14 protein-coding genes are annotated in these 18,428 nt (G+C 61.3%); 6 read left to right on the forward strand and 8 right to left on the reverse strand.

The annotated features are described in order from the left end of the window. Positions 1-233: 233 nt before the first annotated feature. Both PSH86_RS23095 and PSH86_RS23100 read left to right on the forward strand, forming a co-directional pair. Entirely contained in the window at positions 234-836 is a 603-nt protein-coding gene (locus tag PSH86_RS23095; RefSeq protein ID WP_039591896.1) for a Yip1 family protein, read from the forward strand. Between the two features lie 159 nt (positions 837-995). After that, entirely contained in the window at positions 996-1,490 is a 495-nt protein-coding gene (locus PSH86_RS23100; RefSeq protein ID WP_109753949.1) for a SprT family zinc-dependent metalloprotease, read from the forward strand. A 120-nt stretch (positions 1,491-1,610) separates the two neighbouring features. Here the strand turns inward: PSH86_RS23100 and PSH86_RS23105 are convergent, their stop codons facing one another. Beyond that, positions 1,611-2,792: a CaiB/BaiF CoA-transferase family protein gene (locus PSH86_RS23105; RefSeq protein ID WP_232201046.1), complete on the reverse strand. Its 1,182-nt coding sequence runs from the start codon at positions 2,790-2,792 to the stop codon at positions 1,611-1,613. 313 nt (positions 2,793-3,105) lie between these two features. Continuing rightward, on the reverse strand, positions 3,106-4,458 hold the full coding sequence (locus PSH86_RS23110) for a dicarboxylate/amino acid:cation symporter (RefSeq protein WP_109753947.1): 1,353 nt from the start codon (positions 4,456-4,458) through the stop codon (positions 3,106-3,108). 331 nt (positions 4,459-4,789) lie between these two features. On the opposite strand from PSH86_RS23110, the gene PSH86_RS23115 reads away from it, so the two are divergent. After that, positions 4,790-5,788 (forward strand): AraC family transcriptional regulator, encoded by a 999-nt coding sequence (locus PSH86_RS23115; RefSeq protein WP_212801343.1) that lies wholly within the window; start codon positions 4,790-4,792, stop codon positions 5,786-5,788. A gap of 161 nt (positions 5,789-5,949) precedes the next feature. Here the strand turns inward: PSH86_RS23115 and PSH86_RS23120 are convergent, their stop codons facing one another. From PSH86_RS23120 to PSH86_RS23130, 3 genes are all read right to left on the reverse strand, one after another. Continuing rightward, complete coding sequence (locus tag PSH86_RS23120; RefSeq protein ID WP_109753945.1) at positions 5,950-7,296, reverse strand: ATP-binding protein; 1,347 nt, start codon at positions 7,294-7,296, stop codon at positions 5,950-5,952. Further along, positions 7,293-7,970, reverse strand: a complete 678-nt coding sequence (locus tag PSH86_RS23125) for a response regulator (RefSeq protein ID WP_109753944.1) — start codon at positions 7,968-7,970, stop codon at positions 7,293-7,295. The genes PSH86_RS23120 and PSH86_RS23125 overlap by 4 nt, the downstream gene beginning before the upstream one ends. A 106-nt stretch (positions 7,971-8,076) precedes the next feature. After that, the gene (locus PSH86_RS23130; RefSeq protein WP_109753943.1) at positions 8,077-8,676 is read right to left on the reverse strand and encodes a hypothetical protein; all 600 of its coding nucleotides are present in this window, start codon (positions 8,674-8,676) and stop codon (positions 8,077-8,079) included. 143 nt (positions 8,677-8,819) lie between these two features. On the opposite strand from PSH86_RS23130, the gene PSH86_RS23135 reads away from it, so the two are divergent. Together PSH86_RS23135 and PSH86_RS23140 are read left to right on the forward strand one after the other, a co-directional pair. Beyond that, positions 8,820-9,608, forward strand: a complete 789-nt coding sequence (locus PSH86_RS23135) for a dienelactone hydrolase family protein (protein ID WP_116833259.1) — start codon at positions 8,820-8,822, stop codon at positions 9,606-9,608. A 201-nt stretch (positions 9,609-9,809) separates the two neighbouring features. Continuing rightward, positions 9,810-10,535 (forward strand): 4'-phosphopantetheinyl transferase, encoded by a 726-nt coding sequence (locus PSH86_RS23140; protein WP_205419907.1) that lies wholly within the window; start codon positions 9,810-9,812, stop codon positions 10,533-10,535. Positions 10,536-10,640: 105 nt separating this feature from the next. Here PSH86_RS23140 and PSH86_RS23145 read toward each other — a convergent pair whose 3' ends face one another. Then, entirely contained in the window at positions 10,641-12,251 is a 1,611-nt protein-coding gene (locus PSH86_RS23145; RefSeq protein ID WP_305485164.1) for an ATP-binding protein, read from the reverse strand. Then, positions 12,248-12,970 carry a response regulator gene (locus PSH86_RS23150; protein WP_109753939.1) on the reverse strand — a complete coding sequence of 241 codons (723 nt, stop codon included), beginning with the start codon at positions 12,968-12,970 and terminating at the stop codon, positions 12,248-12,250. The genes PSH86_RS23145 and PSH86_RS23150 overlap by 4 nt, the downstream gene beginning before the upstream one ends. An 856-nt stretch (positions 12,971-13,826) precedes the next feature. On the opposite strand from PSH86_RS23150, the gene PSH86_RS23155 reads away from it, so the two are divergent. Continuing rightward, positions 13,827-16,718 (forward strand): ribonucleoside-diphosphate reductase subunit alpha, encoded by a 2,892-nt coding sequence (locus PSH86_RS23155; protein ID WP_109753938.1) that lies wholly within the window; start codon positions 13,827-13,829, stop codon positions 16,716-16,718. A gap of 377 nt (positions 16,719-17,095) precedes the next feature. On the opposite strand, the gene flgE is transcribed toward PSH86_RS23155, so the two are convergent. Next, positions 17,096-18,412, reverse strand: a complete 1,317-nt coding sequence (gene flgE / locus PSH86_RS23160) for a flagellar hook protein FlgE (RefSeq protein ID WP_109753937.1) — start codon at positions 18,410-18,412, stop codon at positions 17,096-17,098. Positions 18,413-18,428 lie beyond the last annotated feature (16 nt).

Raw genomic sequence — 18,428 nt, forward strand, 5'->3', positions numbered from 1 at the left:
ACAATCGCCTCGCCACAAAGTGAATTTCGTTGCCAAGTCATGTACAGACCCATCGGCGATTAACACCATCGCCTACAGCGCGATTTGCTCTAAGCCCCCCATCCCCCTCGCGGCGACTCCTTTCTATACTGCGACATAAGGTCGCACACACTTACAGACCTTTACTTACCCGGCCATTTGGCCCGTAGGCGCTCCGTTGGGGGGCGATGGCAATAACAAAGGAGTGACTGACTATGATCCATCATGTCGTGGGGCTCTTTACCCACCCTGATCAAGAATGGAAAGAAATCCGTGGCGATCAGGAGGAAAGCATCAGCCACATGTACCTCACCCACACGCTGATCCTGGCGGCTATTCCCGCCGTGTCGGCGTTCATCGGTACCACACAGGTAGGATGGGTCATCGGCAATCGCCCACCGGTCATGCTCACCCAGGAAAGCGCGCTGTGGATGACCATCATGTCGTACCTGGCCATGTTGGGCGGTGTGGCAGTGATGGGCGCTTTCATCCATTGGATGGCCCGCACCTATGATGCCAATCCGAGTCTGGCCCGTTGCGTTGCGTTCGCCACCTACACCGCGACACCTTTGTTCATCGGCGGCCTGGCGGCGCTCTACCCGCACATGTGGCTGGGGATGATCGTCGGCACGGCGGCGATCTGCTACACGGTCTACCTGCTGTATGTGGGCCTGCCAACGTTCATGAACATTCCCCAGGACGAAGGTTTCCTGTTTTCCAGTTCGGTGCTCGCCGTCGGCCTGGTAGTGCTGGTGGCAATCATGGCGTTCACGGTCATCGTCTGGGGGCTGGGCGTCGGCCCGGTGTATACCAACTGAATGATTGAAGCTCTCCAATAAGAAGCAGGATCTGCCAACACAGGCCGCCGCAAGGCGGCCTTCCTGTGTTTGCGAGGGTGGAAACGACCACTGGGCGCCTGAACGATTCGCAACGGCCGACGCTTGCGGCATACTCGGATTTCTGGAGACCCGTAAAGCATGCTCGAGCAACTCAATACCCGCGTCGAAGAGTGTTACCAACAAGCCGAATCCTTTTTCAAACGTCCTTTCAAACGCCCGGTGGTCAGCCTCAAGTTGCGTGGCCAGAAGGCCGGTGTCGCGCACCTGCATGAGAATCTGCTGCGCTTCAATCCACAGTTGTACCGGGAAAACGCCGAAGACTTCCTCAAGCAGACCGTCGCTCACGAAGTCGCGCACCTGATCGCCCACCAACTGTTTGGCGAGCGCATCCAGCCCCATGGCGAAGAATGGCAACTGATCATGCGCGGGGTGTACGAACTGCCGCCCAACCGTTGCCACACCTACGAAATCAAACGCCGCAGCGTGACCCGCTACATCTACAAATGCCCCTGCGACGGCAGTGACTTCCCGTTTTCGGCCCAGCGCCACAGCCTGGTGCGCCAGGGACGGCGATATTTGTGTCGTAGTTGTCGACAGACCTTGGTGTTCAGTGGAGAGACGCGGGTCGAATAGCAATTTTTTGTAGAGTTTCGACTGGCCCTATCGCGAGCAGGCTCGCTCCCACAGGGGGATTTGCGTCGTACATGGATCCACTGTGGGAGCGAGCCTGCTCGCGAAGGGCACTTGAAAGCACTACAAAATCACCTGGGCACTGCGCAATTGAGCAATCCGCTCAACACTGAACCCCAACTCTCCCAACACCTGATCTGTATGCACTCCCAGCCCCGCGCCAATATGCCGAGGCTCGGGCAACCCTTCGGAAAACTTCAGCGGACAGGCCATCTGCGCCTGGCTCGAACCATCGCCACGGGGCACCTGTGTCACCAGCTCCCGAGCCTGTAGCTGCGGATGCCTGATGGTTTCCTCAAGACTCAGCACCGGTTCGACACAGGCATCGATCCCGGCGAACAAGCTGCAAAGCTCGGCGAAATCATGCTTCTCGAACTCGGCTTGCAGTGCCTGCTTGAGCATGCGCTGTTGCTCGGGTTGAGGCGACAGCCCCTGGGCCGCCAGCTCCGGTCGCCCCAAAGCCTCGCACAGCGCCTGCATGAAGGCCGGTTCCAGGCTGCCCACCGACATCCAGCGACCATCGCGGGTGCGGTAATAGTCGTAGAAACTGCCGCCGTTGAGCATCTGGTTTTCCCAACCCGGTTCCACCCCACAGGCCAGGTAACCGGCACCGGCCATGGCGTTCAGGCTGAATACACAGTCGGTCATGCTCACATCCAGGTGCTGGCCCTGCCCGGTCTGCTGACGGGCAATCACCGCTGCCAACAGCCCGATCACCCCGTGTAGCGAACCGCCAGCAATGTCCGCCGCCTGGATCCCCAGCGGCAGTGGGCCGCTGTCGGCGCGGCCGGTATGACTGGCCAGCCCCGCCAAGGCCAGGTAGTTGATGTCGTGCCCGGCGCGGTCCTTATAGGGGCCGGTCTGGCCATAGCCGGTGATCGACACATAGATCAACCGTGGGTTGATCGCCTTCAAGGCCTCATACCCCAGGCCCAGTCGCTCCATCACGCCAGGGCGGAACTGCTCCAGCAGGATGTCGTAGTCCGCCAGCAACTGCGTGACCACCTCCAACGCTTGCGGTTGCTTGAGGTCCAGGGCCAGGCTGCGCTTGTTGCGGTTGAGGTAGGCGTGGCTGGCCGATACGCCCCGGTCATGGGGCGGTAGTACCCGCAAAAGGTCCTGGCGGGTCGGCGACTCGATGCGCAACACCTCGGCCCCCATGTCCGCCAGCAACAGCGAGGCGAACGGGCCGGGCAGCAGGGTCGAGAAGTCCAGAACCTTGAGCGATGCCAGTGGGCCTTGCATGAGCGATCTCCGAGGGGTGATGGTGAAAGACTAGGCAGGGGTTGGCGGTGGGGCAATTACCGCAGGTGTCACATCGAATGACGATTGTGCTCATGGCTGGCACAGATCCGTGTGGCGACGCTGGGCTGTGGGAGCAAAGCTTGCTCGCGAAACAGGCGCCTCAATCCTGAAAGACCGCATCGCCTTCATCGCGGGCAAGCCTTGCTCCCACAGAGTGTGGGATAAATCCCCTTGGCACAAAAGCACACTTATCTTGCGAACTCAGGCGCAATAAAAAACCCGCCGAAGCGGGTTTTTCATTACAGCCTGTAGCTTACTTCACAGCGCCTGGAGCAGAGGACTCTGCCGCTGCAATCTGCGCCGCCGCGATCTGCTCGTCATCTTCACGGACGTCGGAGATACCGCGACCGCCGGAAGCCAGTTCGGTCTGCAGTTGGTTCTCGTCCAGCTCCTTGACCCACTTGGCAACCACGATCGTGGCAACGGCGTTGCCCACCAGGTTGGTCAGGGCGCGGGCTTCGGACATGAAGCGGTCGATACCCAGGATCAGTGCAAGGCCGGCCACCGGCAAGGTGCCCACGGCCGACAGGGTGGCCGCCAGTACGATGAAACCGCTACCGGTCACGCCAGCAGCACCTTTGGACGACAGCAGCAGCACCAGCAGCAGGGTGATCTGGTGAGTCAGGTCCATTGGGGTGTCGGTGGCCTGGGCGATGAACACCGCAGCCATGGTCAGGTAGATCGAAGTACCGTCGAGGTTGAACGAGTAGCCAGTCGGGATGACCAGACCTACGACCGACTTCTTGGCACCCAGGCGCTCCATCTTGATCAGCATGCGTGGCAGGGCCGATTCCGACGAGGAAGTACCCAGCACGATCAGCAGTTCTTCACGGATGTAGCGGATCAGCTTGACCACGCTGAAGCCGTGGGCGCGGCAGATGGCGCCCAGCACCACCAGCACGAACACCACGCAGGTGATGTAGAAGCAGATCATCAGTTGGCCCAGTTGCACCAGCGAACCGACACCGTAGGCCCCGATGGTGAAGGCCATGGCACCGAACGCACCGATAGGCGCCAGCTTCATGATCATGTTGATGATGATGAACATCACGTGGGCGAAGCGATCAATGAAGTCCAGCACCGGCTTGCCGTAGGCACCCAGGCGATGCAGGGCGAAACCGAAGAGCACCGAGAACATCAACACTTGCAGGATGTCGCCGTTGGCGAACGCACCCACGATGGTGTTCGGGATCACGTTGAGGATGAAGGCGACGATGCTCTGGTCTTTACCGGCCGAGATGAAACCGGCGATCTTGCTGGTGTCCAGGGTTGCCACGTCGATGTGCATGCCGACGCCCGGCTGTACGACGTTGACCACGACCAGGCCGATCAGCAGGGCGATGGTGGAGACGATTTCGAAGTACAGCAGCGCATAGCCGCCAGTCTTGCCCACCGATTTCATGTTCTGCATGCCGCCGATGCCGCTGACGACGGTACAGAAGATGATGGGGGCGATGACCATTTTGATCAGTTTGATGAACCCGTCGCCGAATGGCTTGAGGGCAACACCGGTCTGCGGGTAGAAGTGGCCGAGCAAAATACCGATGGCAATGGCTACGATCACCTGGAAATACAGGGATTTGTACAGTGGCTGACGAGTCGTCATGGCAAACCTTCCTCAAGAGTCCCGCATGACGACATCCACCTGTCATCAACGGCACCTCAATTGCGAACCCTCCTGCACTGGAGGGATTTGTTTTTTGTCGGCTGCACGCGGCAGACCTACCTAACCCTTCGCAAAGCGCGTGCCATTTTTGCGAAACCCCCTACATCCGGTATAGCAGACGGGTTAGCGGATTCCACAGGGATTAAACGTGACGTGTAAGGTGGCGGATTTCCGCCTACAAGCCGTTTCGCATTCCGGGATTTGGCGGATATCCGCCTTGTTCAGCGCTCCCCCCTGCTACCATCGTCCGCTTAACGGACGGATTTCTGCCATGCGCCAACGCACGATCGCCAGCCACTTCGCCCGCGCCGCCCTGGGCGGTGCGCGTCGGCAAGGCTTCGACTATTTTCCCCTGCTGCAACAGCTGGGCATCAGCCCTGAGCTGTTGGATGAGCCGCGGGCGCGGATTGCGCCCGAGCAATTCGCCCGCCTGTTGCAGGCTCTGTGGCTGGCACTGGGGGACGAATACCTGGGATTCGGCCGGGCGGCGAGTAAACCCGGGACGTTTGCCATGATGTGTCACGCGTTGATTCACTGTCGGACCCTGGGCAAGGCTCTTCAGCGTGGCTTGCTGTTCTACAGCCTGTTCCCCGACGCCCCGAGCCTGACGCTGGAAACCGAAGGCGAGCGAGTGCGACTGATGCTGGACGATTCGACGCTCTGGGACCCCGATCACTTCCTGACTGAAAGCCTGCTGGTGGTCTGGCATCGCCTCGCCAGTTGGCTGATCGGCCAGCGGATCGGCCTGGAACAGGCGACCTTCGGCTATACCAAACCCGCCCACGGCGCCGAATACGACTTATTGTTTCCCTGTCCGCTGGTGTTCGACGCCCGCAGCAGCAGCCTGTTGTTCCATAGTCGCTACCTGGAAATGCCGCTGCTGCAGGACGAACGTACCCTCAAGCATTTCCTCGAGCGCTCCCCCGCCGACCTGCTGTCGCGTCCGGACGACGGCCACAGCCTGAGCAGCCAACTGCGCCGCCTGCTCAGCCGCGACACGGCACGCTGGCCCGACCTGGACACCGTCGCCGCCCATCTGCACCTCAGCCCGCAGACCTTGCGCCGGCACTTGCGGGAGGAAGGCACCAGCTTCCAGGAACTCAAGGATCAGTTGCGGCGGGATATCGCCATCTATCACCTGGGACGCGCGGACCTGTCGCTACAACAGATCGCCGAGCAGTTGGGGTTCTCCGAACCGTCGGCGTTTCACCGAGCATTCAAGAAGTGGACGGGGCTGACACCGGGGGCTTACAGGGAGTTGGAGAACTGAGTGGACATCCAACTTCTGTGGTGTATCTACCGGCCCTTGTGGCGAGGGAGCTTGCTCCCGTTCGAGTGCGCAGCGCTCGCAAATTTTTGGGGCCGCTTCGCAGCCCAGCGGGAGCAAGCTCCCTCGCCACAGGGGCCCGCCGACACAGCGAAATATCCCAGTCAAACCACCGGAAAATGAATCCGGAACGCCGCCCCGCCCAGCTCTGAATCCCCCAAAGTCAACTTGGCGCCGTAGCTGTCGATGATGTCCTTGACCACCGCCAGGCCAATGCCCTGCCCCGGATGCTGGCGATCCAGCCGCTCACCACGCTGGAGAATCCGCGCTCGTTGATCCGGTGGCACGCCCGGCCCGTCGTCCTCGACACTCAACTCCATGCCACCGAGGGTCTGGTGCACGCTCACGCGTACCTCGCCCAGGCATAGCCGATAGGCGTTCTCCAACAGGTTGCCGAGCATCTCCAGCAAGGCGCCCTGTTCGATTGGCACCTGACACTGCTCCGGCAGATCGAAACTGACATTGACCCGTTTGTCGCGATAGACCTTGTCCAAGGTATCGCACAGGCTTTGCAGCACCGGGCGCAAGCGCACCTGATGGCGCACCAGCCCGCTTTTGCGCAGGCTGGCGCGCTGCAACTGATAGCCGATCTGCTGGCTCATGCGCTCGATCTGGCTCTGCAACACCCAGGCCTGCCCACGATCCTCGGGACGCCGGGCCATGTCTTCGCTGACACCCTGCAATACCGCCAGCGGGGTTTTAAGGCTGTGGGCCAGGTCATCGAGAGAGTCGCGGTAACGGCTGCGCTGCTCCCGTTCGCTGTAGAGCAGGCGGTTGAGGGAACCGGTCAGGCGCAACAGCTCCCGAGGGTGCTCGGTACTGAGGCTTTCCCGGGCTCCGCTTTCGATCTCGTCCAGCTCCTGACTCAGCCGTCGTAGCGCCCGCAGGCCCCAGGTCAAGCCGATCCACAGCAGCGCCAGCAGCACCACCAAGGCAGCGCCGAAGCCCAGGTAGAGATTGTCCCGCAAGCCTTGCAGGGTCACCTCGTAATCGCGCACCGGTTGCAGGGTGACGATGCTGAACGCCGCGTTCTGGCCGCCGAGCAGCTTGATCTCGACGTCATAGACAAAAAACTCCTGGCCGTCGTTCTCGCGAATGCGCGCGAACTGATTGCCCTGGCCGTCATAACGCGGCGTGTAATTGATGTTTTCTTCCTGGGTGGCCTTGGAGCGCCACACCAGCCGCCCCTCGCGATCATAGATGTAGCCCAGCAGGCGGGCGTCAGCGAGGTTGAAGCGCTCATCGGGCAGTTGCGTCGGCATCTTCAAGCGGTTGTTTTCCACCCGGGCGGCGGAAATCAGCGTGGTCACGTCCGAGGCCAGGCGTTGCTCGATGGACTCCTGCAACGCCAGGCTGAACGCGCCTTGCATGGCCGGCAACAGTGCCAGCATGAACAGCACTGCCAAGGTCATGGCAGCCAGCATCAACCGCAGCCGAAGCGAACGAATCACTGGCAGCGCTCGTTGAACAGGTAGCCCAGGCCGCGCACGGTGTCGATGGGTTTGAAGCCGGCGGGGGCTTCCAGCTTGCGGCGCAGGCGCCCGACCAGCACTTCGATGACATTGGGATCGCGCTCATCGTCATCGGGATAAAGCTGTTCCATCAAGCGATCCTTGGCGACCACCTGCTGGTGATGGCGCATCAGGTATTCAAGGATTCGATATTCGTAGGCGGTCAGCGCCAGCGGCTCGTCGCCCAGGGACGCCTGCTTGCGATTGAGGTCGAGCAACAGCGGGCCAGCCACGATGGTCGACTGGGTGAAGCCGCTGGAGCGACGCAGCAGGGCATTCAGGCGGGCCTCCAGCTCTTCGAACTGGAACGGCTTGACCACGTAGTCATCGGCGCCGGCGGCCAGGCCTTCGACCTTGTCCTGCCAGTTGCCGCGGGCGGTCAGGATCAGGATCGGAAACGTCTTGTCCTGGGAGCGCAGCCGGCGGATCAGCTCCAGCCCGCTGATGCCCGGCAGGCCCAGGTCGATCACCGCCAGGTCATGGTTGAATTCGCGGACCTGGTACAAGGCCTCTTCGGCATTGGCCACGGCCTGCACCACATGGCCGCTGTCGCTAAGACGGGTTTGCAGGTGATGACGCAACAGCGCTTCGTCTTCGACGACCAGTAATTTCATGGAGCCTCTCCACAGGCAAAATCAAACAATCCAGCGCCACGCACCTCAACGAAAGGCGCCGGATCGTCTTCGACCGATCCGGCTGGATACGCTCACCATCGACCGCTTAGAACGTGTAGTTGGCGGACAGGTACGTCTGGGCGCTGCTGGTCAGGTCCAGCGAGCCGACCTTGTCGCCACCGTGCGGGCTCATCTCGGTGCTGGCGTTGCTGCGCAGGTAACGGTAACCCAGTTCAACCGAGGTGTTTTGCGAAATTTGTTGCAGGACGCCCCCTTGCAGGCCCACCGCGTAGCCGATGTCGCTGTCGCGGCTGTAGCCGGGAGAGTCCTGGGTCAGCTTGGTCAGGCCCGCCGTGCCGCCGCCGAACAGTTTGGTGCTGCTGGTGACCGGATAGAACACATCGTAGCTGCCCAGCAGGTTTTCCTGGCGCAACTTGATGCCGTTGTGGGTGCCCGAGACGTTGTCGTAGGTGGCGTAGTAGCGGCCCTGGTCGTTTTGCTTGCCCAGTCGCAGGCCATACGTGGTGTCCTTGCCGATGACGCCGTCGGCGTTGGGGTTGTTCAGGGCGCTGTCCAAGGCGTTGGATTTCTTGACTTTGTCGCTGGTCTGGCCAAGGGTCAGGCTGGCGAAGTTGTCATCGGCGTGGGCCATGGCAGTGGCACCCAGCACGGTGAAAGCCAACAGCAGTTTTTTCATAGCAGTCATGATCAAGTTCCTTTGCAACGTGGGTGGTGTGTGAAGTCGCTGTCACGTTAACCAGCGGTCCCTGAACACCCCTTGAACGTTCTCTGAACCTGCGCTGAATGAATCGGCTAATCTGAGCGAACCATTTTTTAAGGAGATCCATCATGCGCAGGCTGCTTGCAGTTGTACTTCTGGCCTTTAGCGGTGCGAGCCTCGCCGCCATCCAGACCCAGGAAATCCCCTACACCAGCGCCGACGGCACCAAGCTGATCGGTTATTACGCCTATGACGACGCCGTCAAAGGCCCGCGCCCAGGTGTGGTAGTGGTGCATGAATGGTGGGGGCTCAACGACTACGCCAAGCGCCGCGCCCGTGACCTCGCGGGCCTGGGCTACAGCGCCCTGGCCATCGACATGTACGGCGACGGCAAGAACACCGAGCATCCCAAGGACGCCATGGCCTTCATGCAAGCGGCGCTCAAGGACAGCAAGGCGGCCAGCGCCCGTTTCCAGGCCGGATTGGACCTGCTGAAGAAACAGCCCCAGACCGATCCGGACAAACTCGCCGCCATCGGCTACTGCTTCGGAGGCAAGGTAGTACTCGATGCAGCGCGCCAAGGCGTGCCGCTGGCCGGCGTAGTGAGCTTCCACGGTGCGCTGGTGACCAACACCCCGGCAACGCCGGGCAGCGTCAAGGCCAAGGTGCTGGTCGAGCATGGAGCCCTGGACAGCATGGTCACCCAGGACAACGTCACTGCGTTCAAGAGCGAGATGGACAAGGCCGGTGCCGACTATAAATTCGTCAGCCTCGAAGGCGCCAAGCACGGCTTCAGCAACCCCGACGCCGACCGTTTGAGCCACGGCGAACATGGCGGACCGGACATCGGCTACAACAAAGAAGCCGATGAGAAGTCGTGGGCGGATATGCAGAAATTCTTCAAGAAAATCTTCTGATACATCCCTCCTGTGGCGAGGGGATTGTGGGAGCAAAGCTTGCTCGCGACCCAGGCGACTCGATTTCTGGAGGACCACATCGCCTTCATCGCGGGCAAGCCTTGCTCCCACAGCAAGCTCCCTCGCCACAAAAGCCAGCCATGCCCCACATAACAACCACGCCACTACCCAGCCTCAAGCCAACCCGGCAAAATGCCCGGCATGAATACACTCCCCGCCCTGCCCGCCTGCTGCTCGCCTTTGGATGAACATTGGCTCCTGCCCGATGCCCTGCCCGGAACAGTGCTGCTGAGCACCCGCTTCGACCCGTTGTTGCTGGTGGGCGCCGACTTCCCTAACAGTGCCATCGAGCCACCGGCAAGCATCCAGCGCTCGGTAGCCAAGCGCCAGGCAGAATTCCTGGCCGGGCGGATCTGTGCCCGGGCGGCTTTGCAGAGGCTCGACGGTCAAACCTGCGTGCCGGCCATCGGCGAAGACCGTGCCCCGGTGTGGCCAGCTCACGTCAGTGGTTCGATCACCCACAGCACTGGCCGTGCAGCGGCAATCGTCGCGAGAAAAGAACACTGGCAGGGGCTGGGCATGGACGTGGAGAACCTGCTCGACCCCGAGCGCGCCGAACGCCTGGCCGGTGAAATCCTCACATCGCCAGAGTTGCAGCGTATGGCCCAGCTCACGCGCGATGACCGGGCCTTGCTGGTGACCCTGACCTTTTCAGTGAAGGAAAGCCTGTTCAAGGCGCTGTACCCCATCGTCAGGCAGCGCTTTTATTTCGAGCATGCCGAAGTGCTGGACTGGACACACGATGGGCAGGTGCGCCTGCGCTTGCTGACGGACCTGTCGGCGGAGTGGCGCCATGGCAGTGAATTGCAGGCGCGGTTTGGGGTGAAGGATGGGCAGCTATTGAGCCTGGTGGGGATCAAGGCCTGATATTTGTGGTGTTTGGGAGGGCCTCATCGCGAGCAGGCTCGCTCCCACATTGGCATGCGTACACCTGTGGGAGCGAGCTTGCTCGCGATGGGGTCGCCACATCTCTCAAGACCGGTCCTGATGCCTCGGCCAACTCAAGCTGAAACAGGCCCCGCCCAGGCTCTTGCTCTTGCCGATCAGCGCCCGACCATCGTGCCAGTGGATGATTCGCCGCACGATCGACAGCCCCAGCCCATGGCCGCCCGAAGCCCGGGCGCGGCTGTCGTCCAGGCGCAGGAAGGGTTTGAAGATCCGTTCCCAGGCCGCTTCCGGCACGCCGGGCCCGTCGTCTTCCACGTCCACCCGACAGCGCAACTGGCCCACCTGGTAACTGACGGTGACCCGGGAATTGGCGTGGCGCATGGCATTGCCCACCAGGTTCTGCAGGGCGCGATGCAGGAAGCGCGGTTCGGCCTCGACCCAGGCGCCGTCGCAATCGGCGGCCGACAGGCATAGACCGCGCTCGACCGTGATTCCGGCCCGCAACGGCCCCAGCTCATCGATCACTTGATTGACCAGCGCGTCCAGATCCACCCGTTGGAAATTCAAGGCCGGTGAGCCTTGTTCCAGGCGCGCGTAGGTGAGCATTTCGTCCACCAGCCGATCCAGGTCCTCGATGTCGTGGTCCATGCCCGCCAGGTACTTGTCCCGGGCCTGGGGCGTGGTGGCGCTGCCGAGCATTTCCAGGCCGAAGCGCAGGCGCGCCACCGGCGTGCGCAATTCGTGGGACACCGCGCGCACCAGCTCCCGCTGAATCGCCAACAGTTGCTGCAAGTGCTCGGCCATGCCGTTGAAGGCCGCGGCCAGTCGCCCGACCGAATCGGCACCGCGGGCCGGCACCCGGGTTTCCAGGCTGCCCTGGGCGATCTGGGTGGCGGCTGACTCCAGGCCACGCAAGCGCCGCTCCAGTTGACGCACCAACAGGTAGACGATCAATCCGATCAGGCTCAACCCCAGCGCCGCGATCAGCACCAGCCATTGCGGCGGATAAGGGTTCATCTGGTACAGCGGACCGATCTCCAGCACCCATGGCGTGCCGACCATGCCGGCGAATACCCGGATGGAGTCGCCGCCCTTGCCCAGGGCCATCACCGTATCGCCCTCGGACACCCGACGGCGCTGGTCTTCGTCCATGTCCGCCTGTACGACGGTCATCAGTCGCAAGTCGAAACCGAAGCCTTTTTCCTCCTTGAGTTGCGCGAGCCGTTCGGGCTGCTCACCCACCGGGTAGCGCATCAATTCGTCGGCCAGCAGGTAAATAGTCGCACGGGCCAGTTGTTCGCTGATCTGCTGGACTTCCCCCACCAACATCAGTTGCTCGCCATCGCTGACCAGCCGATAGACCTTCGCCGCATGCGGCCCGGTCTGTTCCACCAAGGCCTGGCCGCGTAATACGCGGGTGCGCTGCCCGAGATCGAGGTCGGTCTGGGCGAAGGTCTGCAACGCCAGGGGGATGCCCAGCAGGCGCTCCCACACCGCCAAGGCTCGCCGCCGTTCGGTGTCGTTCATCGGCCGCAGGTTGTCAGCCATCAGCGAAAACGTGCCGTGGGCCAGGCGCTCGCGGTATTGCTCACTGCGGGTCTGGTTGAGCAAGTGCAGGGCCAGTACGCCGAGCACCGCCACCAGCACCAGTGCCGCGCACATGCCGCCATAAATGCGCAGGAAGATCGAATTCACGGCGCCAGGTCTACGCAAGCTTCAGGAACGAACAGGTAGCCTTTGCTGCGGATGGTCTTGATCAGCCGTGGATGATCCGGGTCGTCGCCGATCTTGGGGCGGATGCGCGAAATGCGCACATCGATGGAACGGTCCTGGCCGTCATACCCGATGCCGCGCAGGGCAGTGAAGATTTCTTCCCGGGACAGGATGCGCCCGGCATTGGACACCAACAGCCACAGCAGGTCGAATTCGGCGCTGGTCAGCTCGATACCGTTGCCCTGCAACCAGGCCTCGCGCAGGGCATCGTCGACCACCAGTGGGCCGAACTGCAGGCGTCGCTGCTTTTGCGCGGCGCTCGGCTCCGGCTCACTGCGCCGCAGCAAGGCCTGGATGCGCGCCAACAGCAAGCGCGGGCGCACCGGCTTGCAGACGTAATCATCGGCGCCCAGGTCCAGCCCCTGGATCTGATCGGTGTCGTCGCTACGAGCTGTGAGCATCAGGATCGGCCCATCATACTGCTCGCGCACCTTGCGACAGATGCTCAGGCCGTCTTCGCCGGGCAGCATCAGGTCGAGGACCACCAGGTCCGGCTGCTCGGCGATGATCCGCGCGGCCGCCACCGCGCCATCGCCTTCGATGGCGACACGCAGTCCGTTGCTTTCGAGGTATTCCCGGGTCAGCTCGGCCAGACGCTGGTCATCCTCGACGATCAATATCTGCCAGGCTTCTTGTTCCACTGAAGGACCTCTTGCGGTGAGCACCTAATGAAGGAGATGTTGCCAATTCCACTGACAGGACCTTGACCCGTGGGAGCGAGCCTGCTCGCGATAGCGTCGGGTCAGCAACACAAATATGGCTGATGTACCGCTATCGCGAGCAGGCTCGCTCCCACAAGTATGGCTATGCGCCCCTCGTCTTTTTGTCATGTTAAAGGAGGATAAACACCCCCATGCACGGGCCGATTGTATAAACGTCACCTGCACAGAAAACAAGCGGACAAATGTGTTTCGATCGGGTCGGTTTTATGTGGTAACGTCCGCGCCCGCAAAAACCACCGGGCTGTTTTCTGATCGTCGAAACCGATGAAAAAAGGTCCACTCCAGCTAGGTCGCGGCCTACAGAGCAGTTCCAGGTTTCTCACACAAATTACGCACAGGCTTATCCACAGGTAGTACGTTGCATACCCCCCGAAAACGCATTATCTTGTAGCCCGCCGCGTAAAAAACCCTACATGTAGGGTTTCAGGCCAAAAACCAAACACAAGTCGGACAGAGAATTCAAGCGCTTTTCTTGCTTCTGTCCAGCTGAAACACTGTATTTCCCCAAGCCCAGACCGCCCCTGCGGATGGCAGCTGTTTCAAGGTCGAAAACGACCGAAACGGTACGGGTGTTGCAGTCAATTGCTGCCACCCCGACAACCCGGTTTCGAGCCCTGCTCGCAACCTGAGAACTTCGGATGGAAGCGGCATTAAACGCCTGCTTCCTACTGTCCCGAAGTTGTTATGCCCGGCGCCAGTCGGTTGTAGTGCTTCAGGACGGAACGGTGGGCACCGTGATGGTGCCCAAACAAACATAAAGAACGTGGAGACACCCATGCACACCGACACAACTCGCGAGAACCCGCAGGGCACCGCGCCGCTGGCCGCCGATTCGAGCCCGGATCTGTCCGCCACCGCGCCGGGCCAATTGCGTGTGATCAAGCGTAACGGCACTGTCGTTCCTTACACCGATGACAAGATCACCGTCGCCATCACCAAAGCGTTTCTCGCAGTTGAAGGCGGCACCGCTGCCGCTTCGTCGCGAATCCATGACACCGTGGCCCGCCTGACCGAACAGGTCACCGCGACCTTCAAGCGTCGCATGCCTTCGGGCGGCACCATCCACATCGAAGAAATCCAGGACCAGGTCGAACTGGCCCTGATGCGTGCCGGCGAGCAGAAAGTGGCCCGCGACTACGTGATCTACCGTGACTCCCGCGCCAAGGAACGTGCTACCCGCTCCCCGGCCGACGCACCGGTCCAGGCCCACCCTTCGATCCGCATCGCCCGCGCCGACGGCAGCCTGGCGCCGCTGGACATGGGTCGCCTGAACACCATCGTCACCGAGGCCTGCGAAGGCCTGGAAGAAGTCGATGGCGACCTGATCCAACGCGAAACCCTGAAGAACCTCTATGACGGCGTCGCCCTCAAGGACGTCAACACCGCGCTGGTGATGACCGCGCGGACCCTGGTGGAGCGCGAGCCGAACTACTCCTTCGTGACCGCCCGCCTGCTGATGGACACCCTGCGTGCCGAAGGCCTGAGCTTCCTGGAAGTCGCCGAGAGCGCGACCCACCACGAAATGGTCGACCTGTACGCCAAGGCGTTGCCTGCTTATGTTGCCAAGGGTATCGAGTTCGAATTGCTGAACCCGGTCCTGGCCGAATTCGATCTGGAAAAACTCGGCAAGGCGATCAACCACGAGCGCGACCAGCAGTTCACCTACCTGGGCCTGCAAACCCTGTACGACCGTTACTTCATCCACAAGGATGGCGTGCGTTTCGAACTGCCGCAGATCTTCTTCATGCGCGTGGCCATGGGCCTGGCAATCGAAGAGAAACAGCGTGAAGACCGTGCCATCGAGTTCTACAACCTGTTGTCGTCCTTCGATTACATGGCCTCGACTCCAACCCTGTTCAACGCCGGCACCCTGCGTCCGCAGCTTTCGAGCTGCTACCTGACCACCGTTCCGGATGACCTGTCGGGTATCTACGGCGCCATCCACGACAACGCCATGCTGTCGAAATTCGCTGGCGGCCTGGGCAACGACTGGACCCCGGTTCGCGCATTGGGCTCATACATCAAGGGCACCAACGGTAAATCCCAGGGCGTCGTGCCGTTCCTCAAAGTGGTCAACGACACCGCGGTCGCGGTCAACCAGGGCGGCAAGCGCAAGGGCGCGGTCTGTGCCTACCTGGAAACCTGGCACATGGACATCGAAGAGTTCATCGAGCTGCGCAAAAACACCGGTGATGACCGTCGTCGTACCCACGACATGAACACCGCCAACTGGATCCCTGACCTGTTCATGAAGCGCGTCTTCGACGACGGCAAGTGGACCCTGTTCTCGCCATCCGAAGTGCCGGACCTGCACGACCTGACCGGCAAGGCTTTCGAAGAGCGCTACGAGTACTACGAAGCCCTGACCGAGTACAACAAGATCAAGCTGTTCAAAGTCGTCCAGGCCAAAGACCTGTGGCGCAAGATGCTGTCGATGCTGTTCGAAACCGGCCATCCATGGCTGACCTTCAAGGACCCGTGCAACCTGCGCAGCCCGCAGCAGCACGTGGGCGTGGTCCACAGCTCGAACCTGTGCACCGAGATCACCCTGAACACCAACAAGGATGAGATCGCGGTCTGCAACCTGGGCTCGATCAACCTGCCGAACCACATCGTCGACGGCAAGCTGGACACCGCCAAGCTGCAACGCACCGTGAACACCGCCGTGCGCATGCTCGACAACGTGATCGACATCAACTACTACTCGGTGCCACAGGCGAAGAACTCGAACTTCAAGCACCGTCCGGTCGGCCTGGGCATCATGGGCTTCCAGGACGCGTTGTACCTGCAGCACATCCCGTACGGTTCGGACGCTGCCGTCGAGTTCGCCGACAAGTCCATGGAAGCGGTCAGCTACTACGCGATCCAGGCTTCCTGCGACCTGGCCGACGAGCGCGGCGCCTACGAGACGTTCCAGGGTTCGCTGTGGTCCAAGGGCATCCTGCCGCTGGACTCGCAACAGATCCTGATCGCCCAGCGCGGCCAGAAGTACATCGACGTCGACCTGAACGAATCCCTGGACTGGGCACCGGTTCGCGCCCGAGTGCAGAAAGGCATCCGTAACTCCAACATCATGGCCATCGCACCGACCGCGACCATCGCCAACATCACCGGCGTGTCGCAGTCGATCGAACCGACCTACCAGAACCTGTATGTGAAATCGAACCTGTCGGGCGAATTCACCGTGATCAACCCGTACCTGGTTCGCGACCTCAAGGCCCGTGGCCTGTGGGACTCGGTCATGATCAACGACCTGAAGTACTACGACGGTTCGGTGCAGCAGATCGAGCGCATCCCGCAAGAGCTCAAAGCGCTCTACGCCACTGCGTTCGAAGTGGACACCAAGTGGATCGTCGACGCCGCAAGCCGTCGCCAGAAGTGGATCGACCAGGCTCAATCGCTGAACCTGTACATCGCCGGCGCTTCGGGCAAGAAGCTGGACGTGACCTACCGCATGGCTTGGTACCGTGGCCTGAAAACCACTTACTACCTCCGTGCCCTGGCCGCGACCAGCACCGAGAAGTCGACCATCAACACCGGCAAGCTGAACGCTGTTTCCAGCGGCGGCAACCACGGTGACGATTCGGTCCTGGCTGCTCCAGCGGGCCCTGCGCCAGTGCCAAAGGCCTGCGCGATCGACGAGCCGGATTGCGAAGCTTGCCAATAAGCTGAGCGGGTGGGCGCTGCAAGGCGCCCGCAAAAAAGGAACCCCCGATAGACCGCTGGTTTATCGGGGGTTTTCTTTTGCCTTGAGCAAAGTAGCGCCTGTGCCGGCCTCATCGCGAGCAGGCTCGCTCCCACAAAGGTCAGGCGATACACATCACTACTGTGGGAGCGGGCTTGCTCGCGAAGGCGTTGGCACATTCAACATCGCCGCAAGCAGACCCACCGCTTTCGCGAGCAAGCCCGCTCCCACATTGGAATGCGCCCACCTGTTGTGAGCCTGCTCGCGATGAGGCCGGTACAAGCGCAAAAAAAATCGCCGCACACAAAAAAGCCCCTCTTGCGAGGGGCTCCTTGTGCAGCTTCAAGCAACCGTCGACATCAAGCCATCTGAATGATGGTCTGCATGATGGTGCTCTGGGTGGAAATGGTCTTGGCGTTCGCCTGGTAGTTGCTTTGGGCCTTGATCAACTCGACCAGTTCGTTGGTCAGGTTGACGTTGGACTCTTCCAGGGAGTTGGAGACGATCGAACCCAGGGTGCCGGTTTGCGGAGCATCGTAGCCCGGGATGCCCGAGGCGAAGGTTTCTTTCCAACTGGTGCCGCCTACCGGCTGCAAACCTTGCTCGTTGGTGAAGCTGGCAAGCGCGAGCTGGCCGATGGGCTTGGTCTGGTTGTTGCTGAAGTTGGCCAGCAATACACCACTGCCGTCGATGGTCAGGTTGGTGATCTGGCCGGTGGCGTAACCGTTCTGGGTCGGAATCGAGCGCGCGGTATCGGCGTTGTACTGGCTGGTGTTGCCCATGGAAATCGTGATAGTGGGTGCACTCGCGGCGCCGTTGGCGGCCCATACACCGTTGGTCACGGTGCCAGGTACCCAGCCAGTCAACACCAGGTCGCTGTTGATGGTCGGCGTAGTGGCAGGCGGCACTGGCGGCGTGCTGACCTGAGTCAGCTTGCCGCTCGAATCAAAGCTCATGGTCGAAGGAATGGGAGCGTTCGCACCGGTCGTGGTCGGCGCGGTGCCGTTCAGGTTACGACCATCGATCAAGGTATAGACGTTCCAGGTGTTGCCGGCAGTCTTGACCATGTACTGGTCCATGGAGTGCTGGTTGCCCTGGGTGTCATAGACCGGAGTAGTGAACTGCTTGGTGAACGTGGCCGTATCGGCCGGATTGAACGCCGCAGTGATCGCCGTCGCCGTCGAGTTCAGGTTGATCGTCGAGGAAACCAGGCTGGTGGCCGTCGGCGGCAGGTTGGAGGTGTCGATGCGCAGGTCGGTCAGGATGCCGTTCTGGATCTTGCCGTTGGCATCCACCCCATAGCCCTGCAGGCGCGCAGTACCATCGCTATTGGTGATGTAGCCTTCCTTGTCGGTCTTGAAGGTACCGGCACGGGTGTAGCTCAGGGAGCCGTCGTTGCTCAGGACAAAGAAGCCCTGGCCCTGGATACCCATGTCCAGCACGTTGCCGGTGTTGTTCACGTCACCCTGGCCGAACTGCTGGGAGACGTTGGCCAGGCGCACGCCGTTGCCGACGGTCTTGCTGCCCGAGCCCAGCTTGGTGGCCGAATAGACATCTTCGAATTCCGCGCGGGACGATTTGAAACCGGTGGTCGCCACGTTGGCGATGTTGTTGCCGGTCACGTCCAGCTGTTTGTTGGCTGCATAGAGACCGCTAAGGCCGATGTTAAAAGACATGTTGACTCCTTTTGCC

The organism is Pseudomonas sp. FP2300 (genome assembly GCF_030687595.1).
GTDB classification, from domain to species: Bacteria; Pseudomonadota; Gammaproteobacteria; order Pseudomonadales; family Pseudomonadaceae; genus Aquipseudomonas; species Aquipseudomonas bijieensis.

What these genes read in the sequence shown, in the direction of transcription:
- PSH86_RS23095 (WP_039591896.1), top strand. Translation starts at nt 234, where the DNA reads ATGATCCATCATGTCGTGGGGCTCTTTACCCACCCTGATCAAGAATGG.
- PSH86_RS23100 (WP_109753949.1), top strand. Translation starts at nt 996, where the DNA reads ATGCTCGAGCAACTCAATACCCGCGTCGAAGAGTGTTACCAACAAGCC.
- PSH86_RS23105 (WP_232201046.1), bottom strand. Translation starts at nt 2,792, where the DNA reads ATGCAAGGCCCACTGGCATCGCTCAAGGTTCTGGACTTCTCGACCCTG.
- PSH86_RS23110 (WP_109753947.1), bottom strand. Translation starts at nt 4,458, where the DNA reads ATGACGACTCGTCAGCCACTGTACAAATCCCTGTATTTCCAGGTGATC.
- PSH86_RS23115 (WP_212801343.1), top strand. Translation starts at nt 4,790, where the DNA reads ATGCGCCAACGCACGATCGCCAGCCACTTCGCCCGCGCCGCCCTGGGC.
- PSH86_RS23125 (WP_109753944.1), bottom strand. Translation starts at nt 7,970, where the DNA reads ATGAAATTACTGGTCGTCGAAGACGAAGCGCTGTTGCGTCATCACCTG.
- PSH86_RS23130 (WP_109753943.1), bottom strand. Translation starts at nt 8,676, where the DNA reads ATGACTGCTATGAAAAAACTGCTGTTGGCTTTCACCGTGCTGGGTGCC.
- PSH86_RS23135 (WP_116833259.1), top strand. Translation starts at nt 8,820, where the DNA reads ATGCGCAGGCTGCTTGCAGTTGTACTTCTGGCCTTTAGCGGTGCGAGC.
- PSH86_RS23140 (WP_205419907.1), top strand. Translation starts at nt 9,810, where the DNA reads ATGAATACACTCCCCGCCCTGCCCGCCTGCTGCTCGCCTTTGGATGAA.
- PSH86_RS23155 (WP_109753938.1), top strand. Translation starts at nt 13,827, where the DNA reads ATGCACACCGACACAACTCGCGAGAACCCGCAGGGCACCGCGCCGCTG.
- flgE (WP_109753937.1), bottom strand. Translation starts at nt 18,412, where the DNA reads ATGTCTTTTAACATCGGCCTTAGCGGTCTCTATGCAGCCAACAAACAG.